General features: G+C 58.5%; 23 protein-coding genes. 9 read left to right on the forward strand and 14 right to left on the reverse strand.

What is annotated here, in order from left to right:
* Nucleotides 1-10: 10 nt before the first annotated feature.
* Complete coding sequence (locus tag F3J41_RS21745; RefSeq protein ID WP_166712416.1) at nt 11-1,477, reverse strand: hypothetical protein; 1,467 nt, start codon at nt 1,475-1,477, stop codon at nt 11-13.
* 171 nt (nt 1,478-1,648) lie between these two features.
* On the opposite strand from F3J41_RS21745, the gene F3J41_RS21750 reads away from it, so the two are divergent.
* Nucleotides 1,649-3,094 (forward strand): PLP-dependent aminotransferase family protein, encoded by a 1,446-nt coding sequence (locus F3J41_RS21750; RefSeq protein ID WP_058775612.1) that lies wholly within the window; start codon nt 1,649-1,651, stop codon nt 3,092-3,094.
* On the opposite strand, the gene F3J41_RS21755 is transcribed toward F3J41_RS21750, so the two are convergent.
* The 9 genes from F3J41_RS21755 to F3J41_RS21795 form a co-directional block, all read right to left on the reverse strand.
* A complete protein-coding gene (locus tag F3J41_RS21755; RefSeq protein WP_166712418.1) occupies nt 3,091-4,338 on the reverse strand; it encodes a valine--pyruvate transaminase in 1,248 nt (415 codons plus the stop codon). The genes F3J41_RS21750 and F3J41_RS21755 overlap by 4 nt on opposite strands.
* 80 nt (nt 4,339-4,418) lie before the next feature.
* Nucleotides 4,419-5,393 (reverse strand): glyoxylate/hydroxypyruvate reductase GhrB, encoded by a 975-nt coding sequence (ghrB, locus tag F3J41_RS21760; protein WP_166712420.1) that lies wholly within the window; start codon nt 5,391-5,393, stop codon nt 4,419-4,421.
* A gap of 66 nt (nt 5,394-5,459) precedes the next feature.
* Complete coding sequence (locus tag F3J41_RS21765) at nt 5,460-6,743, reverse strand: MFS transporter (protein ID WP_021506893.1); 1,284 nt, start codon at nt 6,741-6,743, stop codon at nt 5,460-5,462.
* A gap of 175 nt (nt 6,744-6,918) precedes the next feature.
* Nucleotides 6,919-7,866 (reverse strand): sugar kinase, encoded by a 948-nt coding sequence (locus F3J41_RS21770; RefSeq protein ID WP_058758183.1) that lies wholly within the window; start codon nt 7,864-7,866, stop codon nt 6,919-6,921.
* Between the two features lie 10 nt (nt 7,867-7,876).
* Nucleotides 7,877-8,626, reverse strand: coding sequence for a sugar phosphate isomerase/epimerase (locus F3J41_RS21775; RefSeq protein WP_166712422.1), 750 nt, complete (start codon nt 8,624-8,626; stop codon nt 7,877-7,879).
* Between the two features lie 158 nt (nt 8,627-8,784).
* On the reverse strand, nt 8,785-9,810 hold the full coding sequence (locus tag F3J41_RS21780; RefSeq protein ID WP_058770743.1) for a LacI family DNA-binding transcriptional regulator: 1,026 nt from the start codon (nt 9,808-9,810) through the stop codon (nt 8,785-8,787).
* Between the two features lie 58 nt (nt 9,811-9,868).
* A complete protein-coding gene (locus tag F3J41_RS21785) occupies nt 9,869-10,873 on the reverse strand; it encodes a LacI family DNA-binding transcriptional regulator (RefSeq protein ID WP_058781877.1) in 1,005 nt (334 codons plus the stop codon).
* A gap of 157 nt (nt 10,874-11,030) precedes the next feature.
* Nucleotides 11,031-11,693, reverse strand: a complete 663-nt coding sequence (locus F3J41_RS21790; protein WP_021506888.1) for an OmpA family lipoprotein — start codon at nt 11,691-11,693, stop codon at nt 11,031-11,033.
* Between the two features lie 109 nt (nt 11,694-11,802).
* The gene (locus F3J41_RS21795) at nt 11,803-12,363 is read right to left on the reverse strand and encodes a DNA-3-methyladenine glycosylase I (protein WP_058781878.1); all 561 of its coding nucleotides are present in this window, start codon (nt 12,361-12,363) and stop codon (nt 11,803-11,805) included.
* A 186-nt stretch (nt 12,364-12,549) separates the two neighbouring features.
* Between F3J41_RS21795 and F3J41_RS21800 the strand changes: the two genes are divergently transcribed.
* The 6 genes from F3J41_RS21800 to F3J41_RS21825 all read left to right on the forward strand — a co-directional run bounded on the left by F3J41_RS21800 (nt 12,550) and on the right by F3J41_RS21825 (nt 17,675).
* On the forward strand, nt 12,550-13,239 hold the full coding sequence (locus tag F3J41_RS21800; RefSeq protein ID WP_058775605.1) for an autotransporter domain-containing protein: 690 nt from the start codon (nt 12,550-12,552) through the stop codon (nt 13,237-13,239).
* Nucleotides 13,240-13,317: 78 nt separating this feature from the next.
* The gene (locus F3J41_RS21805; RefSeq protein ID WP_159377259.1) at nt 13,318-13,995 is read left to right on the forward strand and encodes a hypothetical protein; all 678 of its coding nucleotides are present in this window, start codon (nt 13,318-13,320) and stop codon (nt 13,993-13,995) included.
* Between the two features lie 101 nt (nt 13,996-14,096).
* Nucleotides 14,097-14,633 carry a primosomal protein DnaT gene (dnaT, locus tag F3J41_RS21810; protein WP_058775603.1) on the forward strand — a complete coding sequence of 179 codons (537 nt, stop codon included), beginning with the start codon at nt 14,097-14,099 and terminating at the stop codon, nt 14,631-14,633.
* Nucleotides 14,633-15,373, forward strand: a complete 741-nt coding sequence (gene dnaC / locus F3J41_RS21815) for a DNA replication protein DnaC (RefSeq protein WP_021506883.1) — start codon at nt 14,633-14,635, stop codon at nt 15,371-15,373. The genes dnaT and dnaC overlap by 1 nt, the downstream gene beginning before the upstream one ends.
* 99 nt (nt 15,374-15,472) lie before the next feature.
* Nucleotides 15,473-16,603: an ROK family protein gene (locus tag F3J41_RS21820; RefSeq protein WP_104094305.1), complete on the forward strand. Its 1,131-nt coding sequence runs from the start codon at nt 15,473-15,475 to the stop codon at nt 16,601-16,603.
* A gap of 79 nt (nt 16,604-16,682) precedes the next feature.
* A complete protein-coding gene (locus F3J41_RS21825) occupies nt 16,683-17,675 on the forward strand; it encodes a LacI family DNA-binding transcriptional regulator (RefSeq protein ID WP_021506881.1) in 993 nt (330 codons plus the stop codon).
* A gap of 48 nt (nt 17,676-17,723) precedes the next feature.
* Here the strand turns inward: F3J41_RS21825 and F3J41_RS21830 are convergent, their stop codons facing one another.
* A complete protein-coding gene (locus F3J41_RS21830; RefSeq protein WP_058758174.1) occupies nt 17,724-18,761 on the reverse strand; it encodes an acyltransferase in 1,038 nt (345 codons plus the stop codon).
* Between F3J41_RS21830 and F3J41_RS21835 the strand changes: the two genes are divergently transcribed.
* Complete coding sequence (locus tag F3J41_RS21835) at nt 18,651-18,980, forward strand: hypothetical protein (protein WP_166712405.1); 330 nt, start codon at nt 18,651-18,653, stop codon at nt 18,978-18,980. The two genes, F3J41_RS21830 and F3J41_RS21835, sit on opposite strands and share 111 nt — an antisense overlap.
* 26 nt (nt 18,981-19,006) lie before the next feature.
* Here F3J41_RS21835 and F3J41_RS21840 read toward each other — a convergent pair whose 3' ends face one another.
* Nucleotides 19,007-20,083 carry an EpsG family protein gene (locus F3J41_RS21840; protein WP_223815726.1) on the reverse strand — a complete coding sequence of 359 codons (1,077 nt, stop codon included), beginning with the start codon at nt 20,081-20,083 and terminating at the stop codon, nt 19,007-19,009.
* A 489-nt stretch (nt 20,084-20,572) separates the two neighbouring features.
* On the opposite strand from F3J41_RS21840, the gene F3J41_RS21845 reads away from it, so the two are divergent.
* On the forward strand, nt 20,573-21,316 hold the full coding sequence (locus F3J41_RS21845; RefSeq protein ID WP_371815521.1) for an alpha/beta hydrolase: 744 nt from the start codon (nt 20,573-20,575) through the stop codon (nt 21,314-21,316).
* Nucleotides 21,317-21,325: 9 nt separating this feature from the next.
* Here the strand turns inward: F3J41_RS21845 and F3J41_RS21850 are convergent, their stop codons facing one another.
* The gene (locus tag F3J41_RS21850; RefSeq protein ID WP_166712426.1) at nt 21,326-24,514 is read right to left on the reverse strand and encodes an ATP-binding protein; all 3,189 of its coding nucleotides are present in this window, start codon (nt 24,512-24,514) and stop codon (nt 21,326-21,328) included.
* Complete coding sequence (locus F3J41_RS21855; protein WP_166712428.1) at nt 24,511-25,143, reverse strand: response regulator; 633 nt, start codon at nt 25,141-25,143, stop codon at nt 24,511-24,513. The genes F3J41_RS21850 and F3J41_RS21855 overlap by 4 nt, the downstream gene beginning before the upstream one ends.
* Nucleotides 25,144-25,193 lie beyond the last annotated feature (50 nt).

Here is a 25,193-nt window from a genome sequence, read left to right on the forward strand (position 1 = left end):
CCTTACCGGGTTAACGCCCGGAAATCACTTCAGTAACGATGTCCTGTAACGCACCGTTGTTAACCTGAATCACCGCTTTGTGCGGGTCGAAACGCAACACGCGCGACAGCGCATCGCCGCGCGCGCCGTCCAGCAGCGAACTCACCGCCGCGCTGCGCCAGCAGTGCCGCATCTGCGCCACGCTGAGGCCCGACAGCTGCGTGAGCTGCTGCGCCAGCGCCACATCCTCGCTCTCTCCGCTCAGCAAGGCGCGCACCGCGGCTTCTTCCGGCGCGGCCGGCAGCTGCAGCAGCCAGGCTTTAAGCTGCTGGCCGGCGGCGATAAACGGTGAATAGATCATGCATACCAGCTGGGTTTCACTGAGGCCGAAAGCGTCGAGTGCGAACTGCGCGGCGCGCTGGCGTGCGCGGGCAATCGCGGCATCGTCCTGATAGCGCGCGGCCATCTCATCGATCAGCTGCGGCGGAAAGTCCTTCTGCACCATCAGGCCGAGCGCAAAGCGCACATATTCGCGAATGCCTTCGGCGTAGCTGCGCTGCAACAGCGTCTCCGCACGCAGACCGCGAATATGTGCCATTAACGTCGGGTTGCCGCAGTCCGACTCGGAGAAGCTGAACATCAGCTCATCGAAGCGGAAATGCATGAATTCGGTCAGCAGCGCCCAGTGCGCGCCAGCCTCATAAGCGGTGTCCTGATAGATGTTGAAGAACAGCGGGTCGCGCGCCAGCTGCCAGGTAATGCGATGTGCCGGCGTGACCTGGTCAGCGCCGTAAATGTCGGCGAAGTAGCGTGCCGCCACGCCGTCCAGCGTGTGCAGAAAGCCGCTGAAGCCGCGCGACTTATCGGCCATCGGCGCATCAAACAGTTTTGACAGGTGGCGCGCCCACGCAAGGTAAGCGGTCTGTTCCTGCGGCGAATCGCCGGTGATGATCACATCGACGCCGCCATCGTAGTGCGCCGCCAGGCCAAACGAATTCACCATGCTCAGGTTGCAGGCGTTGCAGAAGGTGGAGCGCGCGTCGGCACGGAAGCGGTGACCATTCATCAGCACATCGTCGCGGTTCTGCTGACGCACGCTCTGCGGCATCGGCAAATGGCGATCGAAGGGACGAATCTGCAGCCCGTCGGTCACCAGGCACTCGGTGAACGCGTCGTCATGGATACGCAGCGCACGATAGACGCGGTCGATGTTTTCCATCACGCTGTCGTTCATGGCGGCATGGCGGTTAGTGCTGATGCGCAGCTGAAACGTGCTGTTGCGCTGTTGCCAGATTAACCCCTGAATGTAACGTACGTAGGCCACCATATAGCTGCTGTCTTTGCCGCCGCCATAGGCCAGCAGTACGCGGTTACGTTCGGGATGGTCGGGATCGGGCAGGGCGGCGAGCAGTCGCTGAGCACAGTACTGGGCGGAATCGAGAATCGCGGGCGTCAGGTATTCTTCAATTTCACTCATCATCGCGGACAGATTATTCATTTTTCACTTCATCCTTTGGCTAATAAAATCGCCGCTGCCGTGCGGGCGACAACGGGCTGGAAAACGGGCCACGAAGGTGCTGCGTGAAGCTGAATTAACAGATGCAGCCTAAAGTACTTTGAATGTAATCTGATGAATACGCACAGATCAGCACGATATGGGGTGGAACAGATGGCGGGTGAAACGCAGGAACAGGAGAGTCAGAGCAGTCGTTACCGTCAGATCGCTGAGCAGATAAAACAGGCCATTCACAGCGGATCGCTGCCGCCCGACAGCCGTTTGCCGTCGGTGCGCACGCTGGCGACGCAGTATCGCGTCAGTATGACCACTGCGCTGAAAACATTACGCACGCTGGAGGATGAGCACTACGCGGTGGCGCGGCCGAAGTCTGGCTTTTTTGTCGCACCGCGTCCCACAGAGAAAAAAGTGCCGGCAGTATTCAGCGAGCAGCCGCGCGAAGTGGCACCGCTGGATGAGCAAACCGAACTGCACCTGGCGATGCTGGGATCGGACTGCCGCGTGCGGCTCGATCTGGCCAACGGCGACATCTCGCTCTATCCGGTGAAAAAAATTGGCCTGCTGATGCGGCAGATGGGTTACAGCAAACCGGCGCTGCTCGGTAATACGGTGAAAGGCACCGGCTATGCGCCGCTCAAGGCGGAAATTGCCCGGCGCGCGGTGGATTATGGCTGCAATATCAGCGCTGATGACATCCTGGTCACTAACGGCTGTATTGAGGCGATTTCGCTGGCGCTGCGCGCCACCACGCGGCCAGGCGATATCGTGGCGGTGGAGTCGCCGTGCTACTTCGTGCTGCTACAGATGCTGCACAACCTCAACCTGCGCGTCATTGAAGTGGAAGCCGGGCCGGAGGGTTACGTTAACGTCGCGAAACTCACCGGGCTGTTCCGGCGTAAAGCGGTGCAGGCCTATCTCACCATCAACAACATCAATAATCCGCTGGGCAAAAGCATTCCCAACGAGCACAAGGCGTATATCGCGCGCCAGGCCGATGAGAATGATGTAGTGATCATTGAGGACGATATCTTTGGCGATACGGCTTTCGGCGAGCGCCGGCCGTTTCCGATGCGCGCCTTCAGCCCCAATGCCATCCTGTGCAGCGGCTTTTCCAAAACCGTGGCGCCCGGCATCCGTATTGGCTGGGTGCACAGCACCAAGTACATGCGCAAAATCGCCTCGCTGAAGTACACCACCAGCATGGGCACGTCGGTGCTGTCGCAGGCGGCGATTGCCGAACTGCTGCGCAGCGGCGGTTACGATGCGCACCTGCGCAAGCTGCGGCGCGAGCTGAAAAATCAGATCCACCATATGCGCCAGGCGGTGCTGCGCTACTTCCCGGCGGGCACGCGTGTGTCGGATCCAGAGGGCGGTTACGTGCTGTGGGTGGAGATGCCGCAACAGGCGCTGAACGTGCGCGCGCTGTTTCTCAAGGCGCGCAACGCGGGCATCGGCATCGCGCCTGGACACATCTTCGCCACCGATCACCGCTACGATCACTGCTTCCGGCTCAACGCCGGTTTTGGCTGGAATGCCGAAGTCGAACAGGCGATTCAGCAGCTGGCGCAGTGGTGCCAGCTGTCGTTAAGCGCGGATTAAGCGTTCCAGGCGTTATCCAGCTCTTCCGCCAGAATCTGTACCGCACGCTCAATCTTGTCGCTGTCCGGTACGTAATTCATGCGCATGCACTGATGGGTGTGCGGCCAGGCCTGTTCCAGCCCCGGGAAGAAGAAGTGGCCCGGCACCATCAGCACGCCGCGCGCTTTCAGACGCTGATACAGCGCTTCGGTGCTGATCGGCAGGTCGCGGAACCACAGCCACAGGAAGATAGCGCCTTCCGGTTTGTGGATCAGGCAGCGATCTTCGCTGATATAGCGGCGAATAATCGCGATAGTTTCGCTAACCTTGGCCTGATAGAACGGTTTAATCACTTCCTGCGACAGGCGCAGCAGATCGCCACGCACAATCATCTCGCTGGCAATCGCCGGACCGATGCTGCCTGGCGCCAGGCTGATGATGCCGTTCATGTTACCAATGGCACCGATCGTGCTCTCATCGGCAACGATAATCCCGCAACGTGCGCCCGGCAGGCCCAACTTCGACAGACTCATGCACAGAATGGTGTTGGGGTTCCACAGCGGACGTGCCTCACTGAAGATGATGCCGGGGAACGGCACGCCGTAGGCGTTATCGATCAGCAGCGGGACGCCATGCTGCTGTGCCAGCGCATCCAGCTGCAGCAGTTCGTGGTCGGTGATGACGTTGCCGGTTGGATTGGTCGGACGCGACACGCAAATCAGGCCAGTCTCATCATTCAGCGGCAGATGGTCGAAATCGACGTGGTATTTGAACTGGCCTTCCGGCAGCAGTTCAATGTTGGGTTTGGCGGAGATGAACAGATCCTCCTCCAGCCCGGCATCGGCATAGCCGAGGTATTCCGGCGCCAGCGGGAACAGCACGCGCTTTTTGCTGCCGTCGGCGCGGCGGCCGGCGAACAGATTAAACAGGTAAAAGAACGCGCTCTGGCTGCCGTTGGTGAGCGCGATATTTTGTGGCGTCACTGGCCAGCCGAGCTCCTCGCGCAGCAGCGTGGCCAGCGCCTCCAGCAGCAGCGCTTTGCCGCGCGGGCCGTCGTAGTTGCACAGCGCTTCGTTCAGCTTGCCGTCCTGATGCATCTGCAGCAGCAGCTGACTGAAATAATCATTGATGGCCGGAATCTGCGCCGGATTACCGCCGCCCAGCATGATCGTGCCAGGCGTGCGCAGCCCTTCGCCCATATCTTCCATCAGACGAGAGATGCCGGAATGTTGCGTAAATTTGTCGCCGAACTGAGAAAAAGCCATAGGAGGTAAAAACATTGTTATCAGGGGGAAGACCACCATAGCGCCCGCAACCGGCAGGCGCAATGGCTAAAGCCGTGGGATCAGGCCAGGACCTGCGGGTTAACGCAGTTTTTCTCCACTTTACCGCTCAGCGCGGCGATCAGGTTGTCGACCGCATCGCGCGCCATGCCGTAGCGCGTTTCATGCGTGGCGGAGCCGATGTGCGGCAGCGCGACCACGTTCGGCAGCGTGAGGATTTCCGCATCGGCTGGCACCGGCTCGACTTCAAACACATCCAGCCCGGCGGCGTGAATGGTGCCGTCTTTCAGTGCGGCGGTCAGCGCCTGCTCATCGACCACCGGACCGCGTCCGGCGTTGATCAGAATCGCGCTCGGCTTCATCAGTTTCAGCTGTTCCGCACCGATCATATGGTGCGTCTGCTCGGTCAGCGGCAGGCTGATGCAGACAAAATCGCTCTCTTTCAGCAGCGTTTCCAGATCGCAGGCGCGCGCGCCAAAGCGGGTTTCCGCCTCTTCATGCTGGCGGCGGGCGTTGTACAGAATGTTCATGCCGAAGCCAAAGTGCGCGCGCTGCGCCAGTGCCAGACCAATGCGGCCCATGCCGAGAATGCCCAGCGTCTTATGGTGTACGTCGACACCGAAGTGCTCAGCGTCGATACTCTTTTTCCACTCACCGGCTTTGACCCACTTATCCAGCTCGGTGACGCGACGCGCGGTGCTCAGCACCAGCGCCATCATGGTATCGGCCACGGTTTCGGTCAGTACGGTGGGCGTGTGCATCAGCAGAACGTTGCGCTGGTTGAGCGCATCAACGTCAAAGTTGTCATAGCCGACGGAGACGGTAGAACAGGCACGCAGTGCCGGCATGCTGGCCAGCAGCTCATCATTCACTTTGCCGCCGGAGCCCAGCAGACCCTGCGCTGCGGCGAACTGCGCCGCATGCTGTTTCACCGTCTCCGGCGAGACATCTTTCACTTCCGTGACGCTGAAGTGCTGGTCCAGCTTGGCACGCAGGTCATCGGGCAGGCTCTTGTACAGAATCACAGCAGGTTTCATTATTTGCTCCCTGTAGAACGTGTGACGGGCGACCTGAGTCGCCCGGAAAAGTCATCGCTTACGCTTTCAGGCGTGCTTCGCCCCGTGAATCGGCGGCGGCGTTTTGTTGGCCGCCGGTTTAACAATCAGCGTCAGCCACACCGACGCCAGTAGCGCAGCACCCATAAAGACATAGGAGGCGGCAGGACTGCCGGTCGCCCCATTAAGATAGCCTACGATCCATGAACCGATGAAGGAACCCAGTGCGCCCATACTGTTAATCAGCGCCATGGCACCGCCGGAAACATTGCGCGGCAGCATCTCCGGAATGATGGCGAAGAACGGGCCATACGGGGCGTACATTGCCCCGCCGGCAATCACCAGCAGCGCATACGACAGCCAGAAGTTGCTGGAGCCCACCATCCACGAGCCGAGGAACGCCAGTGCGCCAATCAGCAGCAGCGGCCAGACAAACAGCTTACGGTTTTGCGTCTTGTCCGACGCCCACGACACTACCAGCATGGCGATGGTCGCCACCAGATACGGTACCGCCGACAGCCAGCCCGCTTCGACCATGCCCATCTGCGTGCCGTTACGCAGAATCGACGGCAGCCACAGCACGAAACCGTACACGCCGATGCTCCAGGCAAAATATTGCAGGCACAGCAGGATAACGTTGCGGTTGCGGAAGGCTTCGCTGTAATTGCGCACCGCTTTAATGTTCTCCTGCTCCTTCTGCAGCTGCGCCTGCAGCGCCGCTTTCTCCTCGTCGCTCATCCATTTGGCCTGGGCAGGTTTATCCTGCACCATAAACCACCAGGCAATCGCCCAGATCACCGCCGGGAAGCCCTCGATGATGAACATCTCGCGCCAGCCAAAGGAGTTAATCAGGTAGCCGGACACCACCGACATCCACAGCACCGTCACCGGGTTGCCGAGGATCAGGAAGGTATTCGCGCGTGAGCGCTCGGATTTGGTAAACCAGTTGCTGATGTAGATCAGCATCGCCGGCATCACCGCCGCTTCCACCACGCCGAGGACAAAGCGGATGGCGGCCAGCATCGGAATATTGCTGACGATACCGGTCAGCGAGGCGCAGCCGCCCCACAGAATCAGACACCAGAAAATCAGTTTTTTTACGCTGCGGCGCTCGGCATAGACCGCGCCGGGGATCTGAAAGAAGAAGTAGCCAAGGAAGAACAGGGCACCGAGCAGCGATGACATGCCTTTGGTGATACCGAGATCCTCATTTATCCCTGCGGCAGAGGCGAAGCTAAAGTTCGCCCGGTCCAGATACGCCAGACTGTAGGTGATAAACACGATGGGCATGATATACCACCAGCGTTTTGGCGCGATTGTCTGCGATTTCATGGGTGACTCCTCTGGTTGAGGCGGGCGCATTCTGTGGATGCGTCTCGAAATTAGGGTATAGAGACAGTTTTAGCGTATTGGCACGGCATCGTAGCGGCGCGATTCATCGCGCGTTGTTGACGTTGCGTCCTGCATGTGCGCAATAAATTGCGCCGCTACCGGTCCGTGCGTTTGTTTAATAATCGCCGAGCGCTGCGCGCGTCGGCAGACCCTCACTGTCGCCGGCAACCTGAATCGCCAGCGAACCAATTTTGTTACCGCGCAGAATCGCCTGCGGCAGCGATTTCCCTTCCAGCAGCGCGCTGATCAGCCCGACTGCAAAGCCATCGCCCGCGCCGACGGTATCCACCACATTCTCCACGTGGATCGGCGCAATCTGGCCCTGCTCGCCCGCGGCGGTTTTATACCAGGCGCCGTCGCTGCCGGTTTTGATCACCACCGCCCGCACGCCTTTATCGAGGTAGAAATCCGCAATCGCTTCAGGCTGACGGTAGCCGGTCAGAATCAGCCCCTCTTTTTCACCTGGCAGCACCCAGTCGGCGTATTCTGCCAGCAAATTCAGCTGCTTACGCATCTCTTCTTCACTGCGCCACAGCACCGGACGCAGATTAGGATCAAAGGAGATGGTTTTGCCGCGGGCGCGCATCTCTTTCGCCGCATGTTTAGCCAGCGCCAGCGAGCTATCGGAAAGCGCGGCGGCCACGCCGCTCAGATGCAGATGGCGCGCGCTGCCGAAATAGCTTTCGTCGAAATCATCCGGTGACAGGTGGCTGGCGGCGGAGCCTTTACGGAAATACTCCACTTCCGGATCGGAGCCGTCGTCCACGCGCGCTTTGAGCTGAAAACCGGTGCGATAACGGTTATCAATGGTCACGCAGCGATGGTCGACATGCTCTTTCGCCAGCTGCTGCAGGGTAAAACGGCCGAAGCTGTCGTCGCCGACGCGGCTGACCCAGCCCACCTGCAAACCGAGGCGCGCCAGACCAATCGCCACGTTAAGCTCGGCACCGGCAATGCGCTTCGTGAACTGATCGGCTGCGGCGAGATCGCCGGTTTGCCCGGCAATAAACATCGCCATCGCCTCACCAATGGTGACGACATCCAGCTGAGAGGTGTGTGTCATGCTCAACTCCTTACACCGCGCGCAGCAGATCGACGTAGTGGCGGGTCACCGCCAGTAAATCTGCGCCGGCTAATGGGAACTCAATACCGCGCGGTGCATCGGCCGGCAGCGCCTGCAACAGCGTGCGCCAGCTGTCGTCGGCGTCATCCAGCGCAATCGCGCGGAAGCTGTCACCGTGCGGCACCGCCGCCTTAACATGAATGTAGCTCACGTAGCGACTGAGCTGCGCCGCTGCCTGCAGGGCGTCTTCGCCGGTCCAGCGCCAGTTGCCCATGTCGAAAGTCATATCCAGCGGCAGCGCGGCATCGCAGGCGTGATGGAAGAAGTGCAGCATTGGCGTCAGCTTACTGTCCGGCGTCTGATCGTTTTCGATGACCAGTGTGACGCGCGAGGCGGCCAGCACCTCAACCAGCTGGCGATCGGCCAGCGAGACATAGTGACCCAATGCCAGCTTGAGGCGCTGAGCGCCCAGCAGCTCAGCTTCCTGCAGGAACTGCGCCAGACGCGGATTGAGCGCACCATCCGCCTGCCACAGCGCTTCCGGCACTGAATAGCTGACGCTGAGCTGATGCAGACGCAGCGCGTCGCCGAGCGTATGCAGCTGGCACAATTCGTCGTCGCTGAACAGCTCGCGGCGGATCTCGACGCCATCGGCACCGGCCGCTTTAATCAGCGGCAGCAGCGCTGCCTGGCCGCCCAGTTCTGCCACCTTGTGCGCGCCGTAGGCGGCCGTGACCACAATAATTTCCGCTTTCGACATCTTTCCTCCAGCCTGTCTCGCTGTACTGCCCGCCGCACCGTTATGCGCCGGACAGCACGTTAATGTGCTGTAAAAAGCTTAATGGAACCGGTTCCAAAGGAAAGTGGCAGAGTGCGGAATTATGATCCTGCTCACGAAGTGAGCCGTGAAAAGCGGGATTAGCGCAGCGGCTGGCTGGAGCCGCGCACAATCAGTTCGCCGGAGAAAACCTGCTCGCGAATCGGCTGTTCGCTGCCTTCGATACGCGCGATCACCTGCTCCAGCGCGGCATAGCCGATCTGCCAGGTGGGCTGCTTCAGCGTGGTGATGCCGACGCCGGCCAGCGCCGCCCACTCCAGTTCGTCGAAGCCCAGCAGGCCAATGCTCTCGCCCCAGCGCAGCGTCAGGCGCTGTAACGCCCGCGCCACCTGTAACGTCAGCGCACCGTTGGCCGCCATCACCGCGCAGCGTTTGCCCGGATGGCGCTGATGAAACGCCTGCAGCACCTGTTCCAGCTGTGCCGGCTGATGCAACACCACTTCGGCATTCTCTGCCACCACCTGTGGCGCGCTGCTGATGGTGTCAAAGAAGGCGGCGAGACGTTCGCGGCGGGTATTGACGCTGCCGAGCGGTTCACTGAGAAACAGCAGCGCTTCGTAGCCGTTATCCAGCAAATGCCGGGTGGCGATGCGGGCGGCCTCCGGGTTGTTGAGCCCGACCACGTCGCAGGCGAAGTCGGGAATTTTGCGGTCAATCAGCACCATCGGCAGCATCGACTGCTGCAGACGGTTGAGCACCTCTTCGTGCATCCCGACTGCATTCACCACAATGCCTTCCACCTGATAGCTGCTGAGCAGCTGCAGGTAGTGCTGTTCGAGGTCAACTTCGTTGTTGGTGTTACACATCAGCAGCGTGAAGCCGCGCGCGCGGCAGGCGGCTTCAATGCCGCTCAGCACATCCACCGAGTAGGGATTGGTGATATCGGCAATGATCAGGCCTATCAGCCGGGTGCGGCCGCGTTTGAGTCCGCGCGCCATCTGGCTGGGGCGGTAGTTGAGGTCGGCAATCGCCTGTTCGATACGGGCTTTCAGATCCGGCGAAAGCAGATGAACTTCGCCATTCAGATAGCGGGAAACGCTGGTTTTACCGGTTTTTGCCGTGCGGGCAACGTCACTGATTGTGGCTCGTGGCGGCCTGGTTTTCATCACATACACCTGATTAATTGCATCAGGCGAAGACTATCACAGCGCGGCACCCGCGCAATCACTGTGCGTCAGAAGTGAGGCGCAGCATTGGCTGCCACAGCGTCTGTAACTGCGCGGGCGGCGCGCCCTCCAGCAGCTGCAGCACCATTTCGGCGACGCGTTCGCCAATCCGCTGCTGTGATGATTGCAGAATCGCGTTGACCGGTTGCGTGATAATCGAGTCATGCGGCAAACCATCGTACACGTACAGGGGAATTGCCTGCGCGCCGCTCAGACGCCCGGCCTGCTGCAGAGCAATCGCTGCGCCTTCGCCGAGCGGGCTGCAGTCGGTGATGATGGCGTCAGGCTGGATATCGTGCGCCAGCCAGGCGCGGGTTTGCTGATAGCCCGCGCGGCGCGAGGGCGGCAGCGCGGCCATCCAGCCAGCCTGCTGCGCGCAGGGCGTGGCGGGCAGCGCGTCGATAAACCCCTGCCGGCGGTCAAGAATGTAGGTGCTGGGCTCGTTACCGCCGAGATAAGCGATGCGCGTATAGCCCTGCTGCTGGCAGTGCTGCGCCGCCAGTAGCGTTCCGGCATGGTTATCATAATCAAACCAGGCGTAAGGCTGCGGCAGCTGACTGCGCCCCAGCGTAAGAAAGCGAAAACCCTTCTGCTGCAGGCGCTGCAATCGCACATCCTGCGGCGTGGTATGGGTGACAATCAGTGCGTCCAGCACGCCGCTGCGCAGCATACGCAGCAAATTGCGCTGCTGATCCTGCGGTTTGTCGGGGAGCAACAGCAGATCGATCTCGTGCAGGGCAAGGCGCTGATCGAGCGTCAGCAGCATTTCACTGTAGTAGCTGTCGTTGAGTGAGGCATTGCTGACCGGAAAGACCAGCCCGACCGCATTGGCACGGCCGGTCTTCAGGCGGCGCGCGGCGGCATTCGGGCGATAACCGCGCCGGTCGGCTTCCTCTTCGATGCGTTTGCGGGTAGCAGCGGCGACATCATCAAAACCATTCAGCGCGCGGCTCACGGTGGTCACAGAGAGGCCAAGGGCGGAGGCGATAGCTTTGAGTGACATGATGGCTTTCCACTGATCAAATTTTGATCACGCTAGCATAAAGTCATCGCTGGCTCTATCGTCCGGCGACGTTTACGCGTTATCTGCTGCTTTGCGCGTCAATAAGCGCGTAAAAACACGTCAAAAGCCGGCCTGCAGCGGCAGACCGGCCTGTGCCTTAGCCCAGCGGACTCAGGGTAATTTCGACGCGACGGTTTTGTGCTTTACCGGCTTCGGTGCTGTTGCTGGCGACCGGGTTATCCGGGCCCATGCCCTGGGTACGCAGGCGGTTCTGCGCCACGCCCTGCACGATCAGCGCGCTGGCAACGCTTTCTGCACGCTGCTGCGACAGGCGCATGTTCAGCGCGCGCGTGCCGGTGCTGTCGGTAAAGCCGACCACGTTGACGGCGGTTTTCGGATACTCTTTCAGCACCATCGCCACGCCGGTCAGCGTATTCGCGCCGGCCGGTTTCAGGTTGGCGCTGCTCGAGTCAAAGGTCACGTTATTCGGCATGTTCAGCACGATGTTATCGCCCTGACGCGTTACGCTGACGCCGGTGCCGCGCATCTTGTCGCGCAGTTTGGCTTCCTGCACATCCATGTAATAGCCGACGCCGCCGCCCAGTGCCGCACCCGACGCTGCGCCAATGAGCGCACCTTTACCGCGATCTTTCTTCGACGAAGAGAGCACGCCCACGCCAGCGCCCAGCACCGCGCCCAGACCCGCGCCGATGCCCGATTTCCCGGCCTGCGATTCGCCGGTATAAGGATTGGTGGTACAACCCGACAGCGCCACGCTGCCGCTCATTAACAAGGCCAGCGCCAGTACACGCTTTTTCATGAAAAAGTCCCTCATACGGAAACGGGGAAAACGCCCCAAAACGGCACTATTATGCCGTTCAATGATGGGGAAATTCGTGAGGCGCAGTCTTAATTTGTAAACTTTTGCCTTAAAGATTATCGGGATGGCAGAAACAGCTGGTTTGATGATCGTTAATCAGCCCACAGGCCTGTAAAAAAGAGTGGCAGGTTGTAGGCCCGACGAATTTAAAACCACGCTTCTTAAGCGCTTTAGACAGCGCAATAGCCGGTTCGGAGGTGGTGGGCGCCAGTTTATAATCCGCATAACGGTGCAAAATCGGCTGGTTATCGACAAATGACCAGATAAAGCGGGAAAAGTCTTCACCGGTGGCCTCCAGCGCCAGCAGCGCTTTGGCATTATTGATGATGGCTTCCAGCTTGCCGCGATGGCGGATCAAACCGCTGTTCTGCAGCAGGCGCAGCAGATCGGCCTCATCCATCAGCGCCACCGCCTGCGGATCAAAATCATGAAAGGCCTGGCGGTAGTTCTCGCGCTTTTTCAGCACGGTGATCCATGACAGGCCAGCCTGTTGCCCCTCCAGACACAGCATCTCAAATAAGGCGCGCTTATCGGTCTGCGGCACGCCCCATTCCGTGTCGTGGTACGCCAGATAAAGCGCATCCTGTGTTACCCAGCCACATCGCTGCATTGCATCACTCCCTAAGCATGAGAAAAAGCGGTCAGTCGCTTGACGTTTGAAAGAATCGATTAATAGTTAATCAATGGGTGCCGATAATAACGTCATGGACGTTCGCGCTGCAACCGGGTGAACGCTTCAGGATGATCATCAATTTCAAGGCCAACCCGATCCCTTCCGGCTCGTCAGGAGTCTTTCATGTGGCAGAACAGTCAGCGGACCGGCCAGCGTCTCCTTGCGCTGGCCTTTAGCGGTGGGTGGCTACTGGTGGCGGCCCTGCCGGCGCACGCCTGGGATCAGGCCAGCGAGAGCAGCGCGCCGGATTACAATGCGATACTTGCCGAAAAAATTTCCAGTAATCATCTGATGTTGACAGAAAACCGCGACAGCGATCTGCTTGATGCCGCGCTCAATCCGCCCGGCGGCGGCATGGCGCTGCACAGCGAAACGGCCAGCGTCGGCAACTCGCCGCTGGTGAACCGCTACTCGGCAGGCTGGAACCTGCCGATGAATGACCGCCTGCGCACCGGTCCGGTGGCGCAGTTTGCCGTCGATGATTCCACCCTGAGCTGCGCCGCCTGCGCGCCGGTCGATCGTAACAACGCCGAACACATCGCTTCACTGGGCTGGCGCGTGGATTCCAGTTTTGGCTGGATATCGCCGTGGGCGCAGGTGAGTTACAGCCATCAGCTCAGCTTCGACGGCACGGCCGCGCCACGCGATCGGCCGGAAGAGATGAACCGGGAAACGAACTGGATGGATGTCAGCGTCGGTGCCCGTCTGCCGCTCGGCCAGAACATGGCGGCGTTCGCCTCCTTCGCCCAGACCGGTGCGGTCAGCAGTGGCGAACAGTTCATTTACAACCTCGGCGTCAGCGCCAGCTTCTGAAGCGGCATGAAATGAGAAGTGGTGCCAGCCAGCGGAAATATAATAAGCGCGCTAATTATTTTCTGATTTGGTATCACAATGCGCGAAAACATTATTCTTATTAGCCGCGAACTGGCGGCCTTTATCATCAGTGGATTGGTGCTGGTCTTTTGTATGGCGATGGTCTACATCGACGTCAACTGGATGAACGATGCACTGCACGAAACCTCTTTCACCGAAGCGACACAGGAGCTGATGCTGGCGGCCATTGCCGCACTGTTCTTCCTCGCCGCCTGGCAGCGACCGCAGCAGCGCAGCGCGCTGATCCTGGTCGGTGGCTTCTTCAGCTGCATGCTGATTCGTGAAATGGATTTTCTGTTCGACGTGGTGCAGCACGGCGCATGGCTGTGGTTTGCGCTGGCAACCACCGCGGCCTCGCTGGCGATGGCGCTGCGTCAGCCGCGGCAAATCCTGCCGGGCCTCGCGGCACTGCTGCAGCATCGCAGCTGGCAAATGATGGCCGCCGGGCTGCTGGCGGTGCTGGTGTTCTCGCGGCTGTTTGGCATGCATGAGCTGTGGCAGCAACTGATGCTGGATGGCTATAACCGCGTGGTGAAGAACATGGCGGAAGAGGGCAGCGAGCTGTTTGGCTACAGCCTGTGTCTGGTGGCATCGCTGCGCTATCTGTGGCAAACCCGCCCGGCGCTGGCAACGGCCCACGCCAGCCTTCGCGTGGTCAGCATTGAGGCGGCTGAACCGCACTTCGCCTCGCGTTAAATCCGCGCGGTTTTATGGCGATCCCCGGTGCTAAAACAGGTACACTGACCGCTTAGCACCGGGTCGCCGGTGCACCGGGTGAGTCAACGTCAGGTTTCTTCATGTCAGTCAAAATCTTATCTTCAACGCTGGTGGGGCTGGACGGCTTTTGCCACGATCCCCTCACCACGCTGCAGCAGGCCGATAACGGCACGCTGGCGGTGCTGCACAACAATGTTCCGGCGTTTTACGCGATCACGCCGCAGCGCCTTGCGCACCTGCTGGCGCTGGAAGCAGCGGCGCAGCAGCCGAATGATGTCACGCTGGACGACAGCCTGTTTCACAGCGACGCCGCGCCGATCACCGTGCCGGTGGGTAAGTTTGCCATGTATCCGGGCTGGCAGCCGGACAGCGACTTCCAGCGCCAGGCGGCGATCTGGGGCGTGGCGCTGAGCGAGCCGGTGACCGCCGCAGAGCTGGCGGCTTTCATCGCCTACTGGCAGGCGGAAGGCCGGCTGTTTCACCATGTACAGTGGCAGCAGAAACTGGCGCGCAGCGTGCAGATGAACCGCGCCGCCAACGGCGGTCAGCCAAAGCGCGATATCACCCAGATCAGCAATACTGATTATGATATTCCCGATGGATTCCGAGGTGAGTAATGAAAACGCCGAACGATCTTTTCAGTCGCCTGAAAAAAATTATGCCCGCGGATGTGCAGCCAAAGTTTAAAAACGGCGCCGAGCTGCTGGCGTGGAATCAGGAGCAGGGCCGGCTGCGCTCAGAAGCGATTGTGCGCGAAAACCGCGCCATGAAGATGCAGCGCATCATGGGCCGCTCCGGCATCCGTGAGTTGCACATGAACTGCTCGTTCGACAACTACCGCGTCGAAAATGACGGCCAGCGCAAGGCGCTCAGTCTGGCGCGTGAATACGCCGCCGGGTTCGAGAACAGCATCGCCAGCTTTGTCTTCTCCGGCCGTCCCGGTACCGGTAAAAACCATCTGGCGGCGGCGATTGGTAACGATCTGATTCTGCGCGGTAAAAGCGTGCTGATTGTCACGGTGGCCGATCTGATGTCGAGCATGAAAGGCACCTTCAGCGGCGGCAGCGACCTGACCGAAGAGCGGCTGCTGCAGGATCTCAGCCATGTCGATCTGCTGGTGATCGATGAGATCGGTATGCAGAGCGAATCGCGCTACGAGAAAGTGATCATCAATCAGATTGTCGATCGCCGTTCGTCGTCAAAGCGGCCGACCGGCATGCTCTCCAACCTCGATCCGGCCGGCATGAACACGCTGCTTGGCGAACGGGTGATGGATCGCATGCGCCTCGGTAATAGCCTGTGGGTGCGTTTTGACTGGGAAAGTTACCGCAGCCGCGTGCGCGGCGACGAGTATTGATACGCGGCAGAAGCGGTAAAAACCCGGTTTTACCGGCGATTAACCGCCGGTGCGGGCTGCTAAACTTACACCTATTACTCTTTGTCAGGTGAGGGTGCGATGAAAGCAGCCGGGAAAGGACCAGCGGTACTTCGACTGAACAACCTCAAACGGGTGATGACGCAGCTGCGCACCACCCGCATCACTTCCCGCCAGGATCTGGCGCTGGCGCTCGACCTGAGCAAAAACACCGTTTCCCTGATTATCGATGACCTGCTGGCGCAGGGGCTGATTCACGAGCTTGGCCCGGTCAGCGTGGCTGCGGCCGGTCGGCCCAAAATTGAGATCGAACTGCGCGCGGGTCAGCTGAAAAGCGCGGGCATCATGGTGGAGCGCCAGGCGATTCACTGGCGGGTGTGCGACTACTTTTCGCGCGTGGTGGCCGAGCAAACCTGGCGCACCGAAACGGCCGATGCCGACGGGCTGCTGCACGAGCTGACGGAAGTGTGTCAGACGCTGCGCGCGGCGCATCCGGCGCTGCTGGGCGTCGCCATCGGTTTTCCCGGCATCATTGATTCTCAGCGCGGGCGGGTGCACTTTTCTGCGCCGCTCGGCTGGCAGGATGTCGATGTGCTGACGCCGCTGCGGCGCGGCGTTGAGCTGCCGCTGCGCATCATGAATAACGTCAAAGCGGCCGCGCTGCTTGCGGTGCAGCAGCTGGAGCTCAATAAAGCGCAAAGCCACTTTTATCTGCGCATCGCCGACGGCGTGGGCGGCGCGCTGGTGGAGCGCGGCGAGGTGTTCAGCGGCAGCAGCTGGACCGCCGGTGAGATCGGCCATCTGAGCGTGCAGCCCAACGGCGCGCGCTGCAGCTGCGGGCGACAGGGTTGTCTGGAGACGCTGGTGAGCCTGCCGGCGATCCAGCAGCAGCTGGCCCGGCGTAAGCCCGGCTTACGCTGGCAGTCTGGCGACAGCGAGCCGGAGATCGTGTATGAGCTGATGGCGCAGACCGGCCGCTATCTCGGCCATGCGCTGAGCCAGGTAATGCAGCTGGTCAATCCGGCCAGCATCATCATCGACGGTCCGTGGAATGCGCAACCGGCGTTTGTGCAGGCGGTACAGCAGGCGGCACAGGCCGGCACGCTGGCGTTTACCTTTGCCCATACCGCGCTGCACTTTCTGCCGCAGCGCATCGATCCGGCCAATGGCCTGGCGCTGGCGGTGATTGAGCACTACGAGCGACCGGTATGACCGGCGGAGCAGCGTTTCTTTTTTGACTCGCCAGCGGGCATAATACGTTGATTGACAGGCTCTCTTTGCGGACCGCGCAATGAAAACGCAGCGCATCACTCTGGACGATATTGCGACTCTCGCTGGGGTCACCAAGATGACGGTGAGCCGCTATCTGCGCACGCCGGAAAAGGTGAAGGCGGAAACGGCGGCGAAAATCGCCAGCGTGATGGCCGAAATCGGTTATATCGCTGAGCAGGAAAATACCGCGGCGTCGCGGCACAATCCGCCGCGCATCGGCGTGCTGATCCCCTCATTCAATAATCAAATTTTTGCCGATCTGCTGGCCGGTATCGAATCGGTCACCAGCGCCCACGGCTATCAGACGCTGGTGGTCAACTACGACTACAATCCGCAGCGCGAAGAGGAGCAAATTGCCACGGTACTGGCTTTTAACGTGCAGGGATTGATCCTGACCGAGTCGGTGCACACCGTGCGTGCGGAAAAGTATCTCAACGCGGCCACTATTCCGGTCGCCGAAGTGATGGGACTGAGCGAGACGCGCGGGCGCATTAACGTCGGCTTTGATAATTACCGTGCCGGCTACGACATGACTGCGATGCTGCTGGCCAGCGGCAAACAGCGGGTGATTTATTTTGGCTCGATGTCCGACCGCCGTGACCAGCAGCGCTACGCCGGCTATTGCGATGCCGTGGCGGCGGCCGGATTGCCGGCCGGACGCATCGTTCCGAACAAAGTCTCTTCGGTGTCGATTGGTACTGGCATGATGACGCTGGCGCGCCAGCTCTATCCGCAGATGGATGCCATTCTCTGTACCAACGATGATCTGGCGGTCGGCGTGCTGCAGGAGTGTCAGGCGGCAGGTATTGCAGTGCCGCAGGCGCTGGCGATTGCCGGATTCCACGGACTGGAGATTGGTCAGGCGACAACGCCGCGGCTGGCCAGTGTGATTACACCGCGCTTCGAGATGGGCAAAGTGGCAACGGAAATTGTGCTGAAGAAGATTAACCAGCAGCCCACCATTGAACAGGTGGATTTGCATTATCAGCTGTCGATGGGCGCCACCATTTGAGCGGTGGCGCTTTGGTGCAGGCGCGACGTGCGCCTGCATAATTAACGCTTAGTCGCGTGCAGCGGTGGGCGGCACAATCGACGGCTGAGCGTGATGGGTGCGCTTCAGGAAACGGCTCTCCAGCAAATTCCACGAGGTGTAAGCCAGCGCCAGCGTCATTACAATTGTCAGCCCCAGGCCAGCAAACGCGTTGGCATCGAACACACCGAAATGCTGCAGCACCTGAATAATCGGCCAGTGATAGAGGTACATGCCGTAAGAGAGATCGCCGTACTGGCTGATTTTAATCTCTTTACACAGGCTGGTGCAGAACAGAATCACTACCGCCGAAAACGCCACCGGCTCAACGATAAACGCGTAATCCGTGCTCTTGAACAGCAGGAACACCACCAGTGACACAATGGTGATCTCTTTCAGACGGTCAAAGGTTGGCTGATGCACCGCCAGCAGGCTGCCAAAGAAGAAGTAGGACGACAGCGCAATAAACTGCTTGGCCAGCGTATCGGCTTTCGGGCCGCTGTACAGCGCGGTGAAGTAGAAGTACCAGGCGCAGGAGATAATAAAAATCACGCTCCACACCTTCAGCGGGCTTCGCTTCAGCAACGGCACGATAAAGGGCAGCAGCACGTAGAGCGTCAGCTCGGCTTTGATGGTCCACAGTGAACCATCCAGCGGCTGATTGGGGTTGTTGGTAAACACGCCCGGCAGCGACGGCTGAATAAAGTTAAGAAACGAGAAGTTGGCGACCAGATATTTAAGGGTTTCTTTATTTTTCAGGAAATCCATCAGCGGCAGAGTAGTAAGACACATGCCAATCACAAAACACATGATGATGGTGAAAATATAAGCCGGCAATATACGTTGCGCGCGCTTAATAAAATAGGACGTCAGCGATTTACTTCTTAAGTAACTTTTTGCAATAAGAAAACCACTTATTGCGAAAAATCCTTTGACGGCAAAATCACTATTGAGAAAATGCGCCAGGAAACGGATATCGGCGTTTCTCGTCACCTCAGCGGAATGCACCAGCATTACGATAAAGGCGAGGGAAAGTCGTACGATGTCAAAATTGTTTTTTTCGTTCATGTCAGCATTCTTTCATTGAGTGACGACGTGCCAGGAAAAGCCATGAAAGACTTTGCATGGTTGCTTCGGAATATTCTTATCACAGGTGTTCTGCGTGAGCAGATGCAATCTATTAGAATTTTAATCCACATAAAAAGCAAGCAATGTTCAGGACCAGTAAAATATTCGGATTTTCCCTGGATGACGATGAGAAAGGGCTTATTAATGAAAAAACGCTAACCAGTTGGCTAGCGTTATTTCTGGACCTAACGGAACAGCTGGAAAGTGCGTGACACCTCATAGCCGACAATCGACTGCTTGCTCGATACGGTGTTGTAGTAGAGATAGTACAGCACCATCAGAATGGTGACAGCCACGGCAAGCACCTTCTTCAGCTTTCTGGTTTCCCAGATACACAGCGAAATAAGCACCGGCTCAACCTGCAGCAAATAGTTCGCCAGACGACCACCAGAAGCGTAATCCTGTAGCGCCATCCTCAGGCCACTGCCGATGGCAAAAGTGATCACCAGAATGTAATAGGTATTAAACTTTTCCGGGTCGAAATTTTTAATTTTATCGCTCAGCAACATGTAGCTGAAGATAAAGACGAAGCCGATATTCTTCAGGTTCGACAGGGTCAGAATACCCTGTTCCTGGCGAGAATCGGCATCGGCATAGCCCATGGCCCTGTCGCCCAGCGCACCGAGGTGGCTGGAGAGCGCGGCGATCAGCGCTGAACTGCCGAGAAACGCCAGCGGCAGGCTGGCGACCACGATAGCAATCGGGATGTATTTGTTTTTACGCACAATCATCGCCAGCGGAATCAGCAGCGCGACAATCGCGGTGGCGTGGCTGATAAACGACAGGATGAAGGTGGTGATCATGCCAGACTTGCTGCGCCGCGACATGTGCCAGACGAAGCCCATTAAAAACGCCGAACATAAACCGAAGCGAATCTGGTTCATGTCTTTGTTGATAAACAGGTGCGCAGAGTAGACGGCGAGGGCCACCAGCGGCAGCGGTGTCAGCTTACGGAAGTAGTGCGCGTTGACACCAACAGCGATGACCGCGAAGACAAAGATGAAAATGTCCGGATTAGCGGTAAAGATACGTGTCGCGCCGGCAATGGCGTAAATGGCTGGTTCATAACGGAATTCCACGACCGCACGCCAGAAACCTTCGATAATAATTTTATCGATAAACTGGGCATAGAAGTCGCGATACTGGAAGTCATCAAGGCCGGTTCCCAGGCCACGAATACCGCCAAAAGTAAAAAGTACTACAACGGCAACAAAATAAAGCCACGTCCTGATTTGCGCTGTGTTTTCATTTTTACTTAACATGATTTCGACAATAGCGACGAAAGTCAGGCTAAGACTTATGATCCAGTAAATTCCCATGGTCACAGATTCTTATAGTTTAAAATTCACTTATAACATACGGCCTTGTTAACGTAAACATGAGAAAAGTCTAATTTTTCCTGGTCCGATATTATATTGAATAGGTTTTGCCATATTTATTTGCTACCGTTTCCACAGAAATTTTTCGATGAGTATTTTTTTTCATTATCTCGCGGGGAGCTGGAGCGTCACTGAGCGATTTTATCCGCTCAGTTTGACTTTTGTTACTGTTTTTATTCAGGATTTGGAGCCAGTGCGATGAGAGGGTTGCGGATATTTAGCCTGTTTTTTTTACTGTATCTTCCGGCCGCGTTTGCCAATAAGGAAATTCCGATCTGGCCAGATGAAGTGTCAGCAAATAATAAATTTATTAATTTTAGTAAAAATCCGGCCATTAATAACCGGGCTGTTACCCACGTCGATGCGCCACAAATGATTTATGTTCCGGCAACCGGAAAAAATAATCATGCGGCGGTGCTAATCATTCCCGGTGGGGGTTTTTCTTATATTATGAAAGATCTTGAAGGGCTGGATGTGGCCAACGTGCTCAGCCAGCAGGGCTATGCTTCATTTGTGTTAATTTATCGTCTGCCACACGACGGTTCAGCGCAGTATCGCCAGCAGGCTTTTGCCGATACCCAGCGAGCGCTGCGGCTGATTCGGGCCAATGCGCAGCAGTACCAGGTAGCGCCTGACCGCATTGGCGTGATGGGCTTTTCCGCCGGTGCCTTTCTTGCCGCCAATCTTAGCAACACTCCCGATGAAGCTAACTATCAGGCGGTCGATGCGCAGGATAAGGTGTCGGCGCGCCCGGATTTCAGCGCGCTCATCTATCCGGTGCTGTCGCTGAAACAGGGCGTGACCCACCCAGGCACGCGCACGGCGCTGTATGGTAAAGATCTCACTGCCCAACAAATGGCGCAGCTTTCGCAGGAAGATCGCGTCAGCGCGCACACGCCGCCGACTTTTCTGGTGCAGGCGCTGAATGATGGCACCGCCTCACCGCAAAACGCGCTGGGCATGTTCAGCGCACTGCGGCAGAACAAGGTCAACGTGGAGCTGCATCTGTTCCAGCAGGGCGGTCACGGCTTTGGCACCGGCCAGAAGCAACATCTGCCGGTGCAAAACTGGCTCACCCTGTTCCACGCCTGGCAAATCAGCCTGGTGAAGCGGTAAGCAGGATGTTTATTGCTTTACAACACGATTGAACGGCAGCCAGCAATCAATGGCCAGCTGTAGCTGCTCGATACGCGTAGTCAGGCCAGCCAGACCCACGCTGAGCAGGTCGCCATCGCGCGCATCGACGCAGGCCTGCTCCAGCTGCTGGCAAAGCTGATTGATATCTGCTGCATAGATAATTTGAGCTGCCCCGGCCAGCCGGTGCAGCGTGCGTGCCAGCGCCGGCCACTGCTGCTGCGCCAGTTCCTGCTGGGCCTGTTGCAAATCGCGCTGATTCTCTTCGCATACCCTGAGCAGCAGTTTTGCCACCATATCGTCATCGTGGTGCACCATGGCGCGCAGCTGCGGCAAAGACAGCAATGCCGGCAGGGCAACAGGCTGCGCCAGGGCAGCGTTAAGCTGATCCGGATGCAGCGGCTTAAACAGGCACGCATCCATACCAGCCGCGAGGCCGCGTTCGCGCGTCTCAACCAGTGCACTGCCGGTAAGTCCGATGATTTTGTGACGATAACCACGGCGACGTAACACACTGGTCAGCGTAAAACCATCCATCTGCGGCATATGGCAATCGGTGATTACCGCGTCAATTTGCTGTGTTGCGATGATCTCAGGTGCGAGGTCAGGCTGGCCGATCGCAGTAACACGATGCTGCAGCGCTTCCAGCTGACGGGTCAGCAGCAAACAATTCGCCGGATGATCGTCAACCACCAGGATATGCAGTGCCGGCACGGCGGGGGGCGCATCAGTCGCGCACAGGGCTACCGGCGGCGGTGCACGACTCGGCAGCGGCAGCGTGACGTGAACCAGGGTGCCTTCACCCGGCTCGCTGTGCAGGCGCATGCTGCCCTGCATCTGTTGCAGCAGCTGCGCGCTGATCACCAGCCCCAGTCCGCTGCCAGTTTGCTGACGACCGGCTGTGGTCTGCGCAAATGGCTGAAACAGCTGCTGTTGCTCCTGTTCGCTGATGCCAATGCCGCTATCCTGCACTTCAATTTCCAGCACCAGTTCGCCAGTGGCGTTTTGCTCACCGCTGAGATACACCGCCACGTTTCCCTGCGGCGTGAATTTAATGGCGTTGCTGATGTAATTGGCGATCACCTGACGCAGGCGCGGCGCATCAACCCAGACTTCAAGATCAGGCAGCGTAGTGTGATAGGTAAGCGTAAGGTTTTTTTCATGCGCCAGCCCCTGATAGAGCTGCAGTACCGGCTGGCACAGGGTCGCGATGCTATGCCACTGCGGTGCCAGCGTCAGCTGCCCGCGCTCAATCTTCGCCATATCCAGAATATCGCCCACCAGGCCGCTTAATGCCTGTGCCGATTGCCATGCAGTCAGCAGCGCCTCGCTGGCACCGGCCTTACGCGCTTCCAGCGCCAGCAGGCCGATGATCGCGTTGACCGGATTGCGAATCTCATGGCTCACGGTAGCAACCCAACGGCTTTTGGCCTGATTTTCACGATCGGCACGATCGCGGGCGATCTGCAATTGCCGCTGCGCCCGGCGGCGGCGGCGGATTTCCCGGCCGCGCTGATACACCCAGAGCAGGCAGGCGAGGGAGACGACGGCTGCCACGCCCGCCAGCGCATAAAATGGCGTGCGATACAGTGGCCAGCTGCTGGCCGTCACCTCGGGCGTACCCTGCCAGCGGCTGGTGAGCTGCGAGATCTCACTGGGTAATATTTCATTCAGGGCCTTATTCATGATGCTGAGCAGCTCGGGATCGCCAGCGTGCACGGCGAAACTGATGTGAGCGGGCTGGGTGCCGACGCGCTGGGCAATGCGCATCCGTCCGGAAAAATAGCGTTTGATCAGGTAAGCGGCGCCCAGCTGGTTATGCACCATGCCATCGGCTTTGCCTTCCACCACTTGCTGCATGCCGAGACTGGCATTGTCTACCAGCTGTAGCTGTACTTCAGGATAGTGTTGCTGCAGCCAGCCAATGACCGGGCTGCCTTTCATTACGCTGATACGTAAGCCCGAGTGCAGCGCGGCGGGTGCACCCGCGGTAGCGGCGGTAATCAGCACAAACGGCGTGTGCAGCCACGGCTGGGTAAAACGGCCTGGCCACTGCGCGTTATAGGAGAGTGCGGCCACCATGTCGATTTTATGCTGTTGAAGCTGCATCAGAAGCGTGTCTTCGTGATACTCCGGCACGGCGACAAAATTGATACCGGTGCGCAGGTGGATTTGGTGCAGCAGTTCGGCACTGATGCCCTGAAACTGATTACGTCCATCCAGCAGCGCCAGTGGCGCAAAAAACGGATTAAAACCCACGCGCACGCTGCCGTGCTGCTGTAGCCAGCGCTGTTCAGCAGCCGTAAGCGCCAGCGGCTGCTGCAGACGCCAGATGTCCGGGCGCTGTGTCCACTGGCGTGAGATCGCGCGATGCTGCTCTGCGGGGATCGCCGCGATGACGCGATTTATCGCACGCAGCAATACCGGCCTGCGCTGACTCACCAGTAGCCGACTGGCATCCTGCGCGCGTGGGGCGAGAATGTCGGCCAGCGCCAGCTGATTGAGGTAGTTGCGTTCAATTAAAAAGCTGGCGGAGGTCAGATTATCGAGCACGTAATCCGCCTCGCCGGTCGCCAGCGCCGACAGCGCGACGCGACTGGAGGCATAACGCATGATGTGCGCCTGAGGAAATTGCGCCCGGATTGCGCTGTCGCTGAGATAGTGCTGGTCCACCGCCAGTCTGACTGGCGCTGCATAAGGCACCGGCTGCATGGCGCGATCGCGCTGGGTCACCACCACCGGTCGGTTGATCAGCAGATTGTGTGAGGCGTCCAGCTGGGCGTTGGAAGGCACAGTGTTCCCGGCTTTGCTAAACAGCATATCAGCCTGGTCGGCAGCGATAGCGGCCAGCGCCGCGTCACGATCGGCATAGCGCAGCATCTCTATCCGCATGCCGAGTGCCTGGCCTATCAGCCGGGCGTAATCAGCAAATACGCCTTCCACGTTTTTTTCCTCAGATGACATATCAAGGAAGGTGAGATAAGGCGGAATATCGGGCGCCCACAGCGCAATGCGCAGCGTGGGCAACTGACGCAATGCCTGCCAATCGTCCTGCGACAGTTGCGGTATCAGCGGTGCCAGCGGTTCCCGCTCCAGCGGAATATAGAGCTGTGGCATCGGCTGCGCCACCGTGGGGCTGCAGCACAGCACCAGTCCGATAAACATCAGCAGACGGATCATGAGGCTTCCATTTGATTGCGATGCACGAAAGCAAATAAATCACTCATGGTTTTGCAGTGCAGTTTATCCATTAACCGGCTTTTATAAGTGCTGACGGTTTTATTACTGACGCCCATCCGCGCCGCGATGCGCATATTATTCAGGCCCTTAATAATGTGATGAAAAACCTGAAACTCCTGTGGTGACAATGATTCAATCATTTTTTTCTCCGCCTGCGTGCTTTCCTGCTCCATTTGCTGCATAAAACCGCCCAGCGGGAAATAACCGTAACCACGTTGTGTCGCCTGAATAGCAGTGGCGATCTCTGGCATATCGGTTTTTTTACTGACAAAGCCATTGGCGCCGCTGCGCAGGCTCTGCACGGCATACACGTTTTCATTTTTCCCGGAGATAACAATGATTTTTCCTGGAAAACTCTGATCGCGCAATGACTTAACCACTTCAATTCCGTCCAGTGACGGCAGGTCGATATCAATGATGACGATATCCGGCTGCTGCTGCTGAATCAGCGTTACCGCTTCCCGGCCATCGGCGCTCTCGGCCAGCACTGTATGTCCATTTTGTTCCAGCAAATAACGAATGGCCATCCGCGCGATCGGATGGTCATCAACCACAACGACCTGAGCCATAGTTAACCTTTTCCTGATGAGTGAATGACAGGTCAAACTTTAGCCGCTCG

Origin of the sequence: Pantoea sp. Ap-870, assembly GCF_011752515.1 — a bacterium.
GTDB lineage: Bacteria > Pseudomonadota > Gammaproteobacteria > Enterobacterales > Enterobacteriaceae > Pantoea > Pantoea dispersa.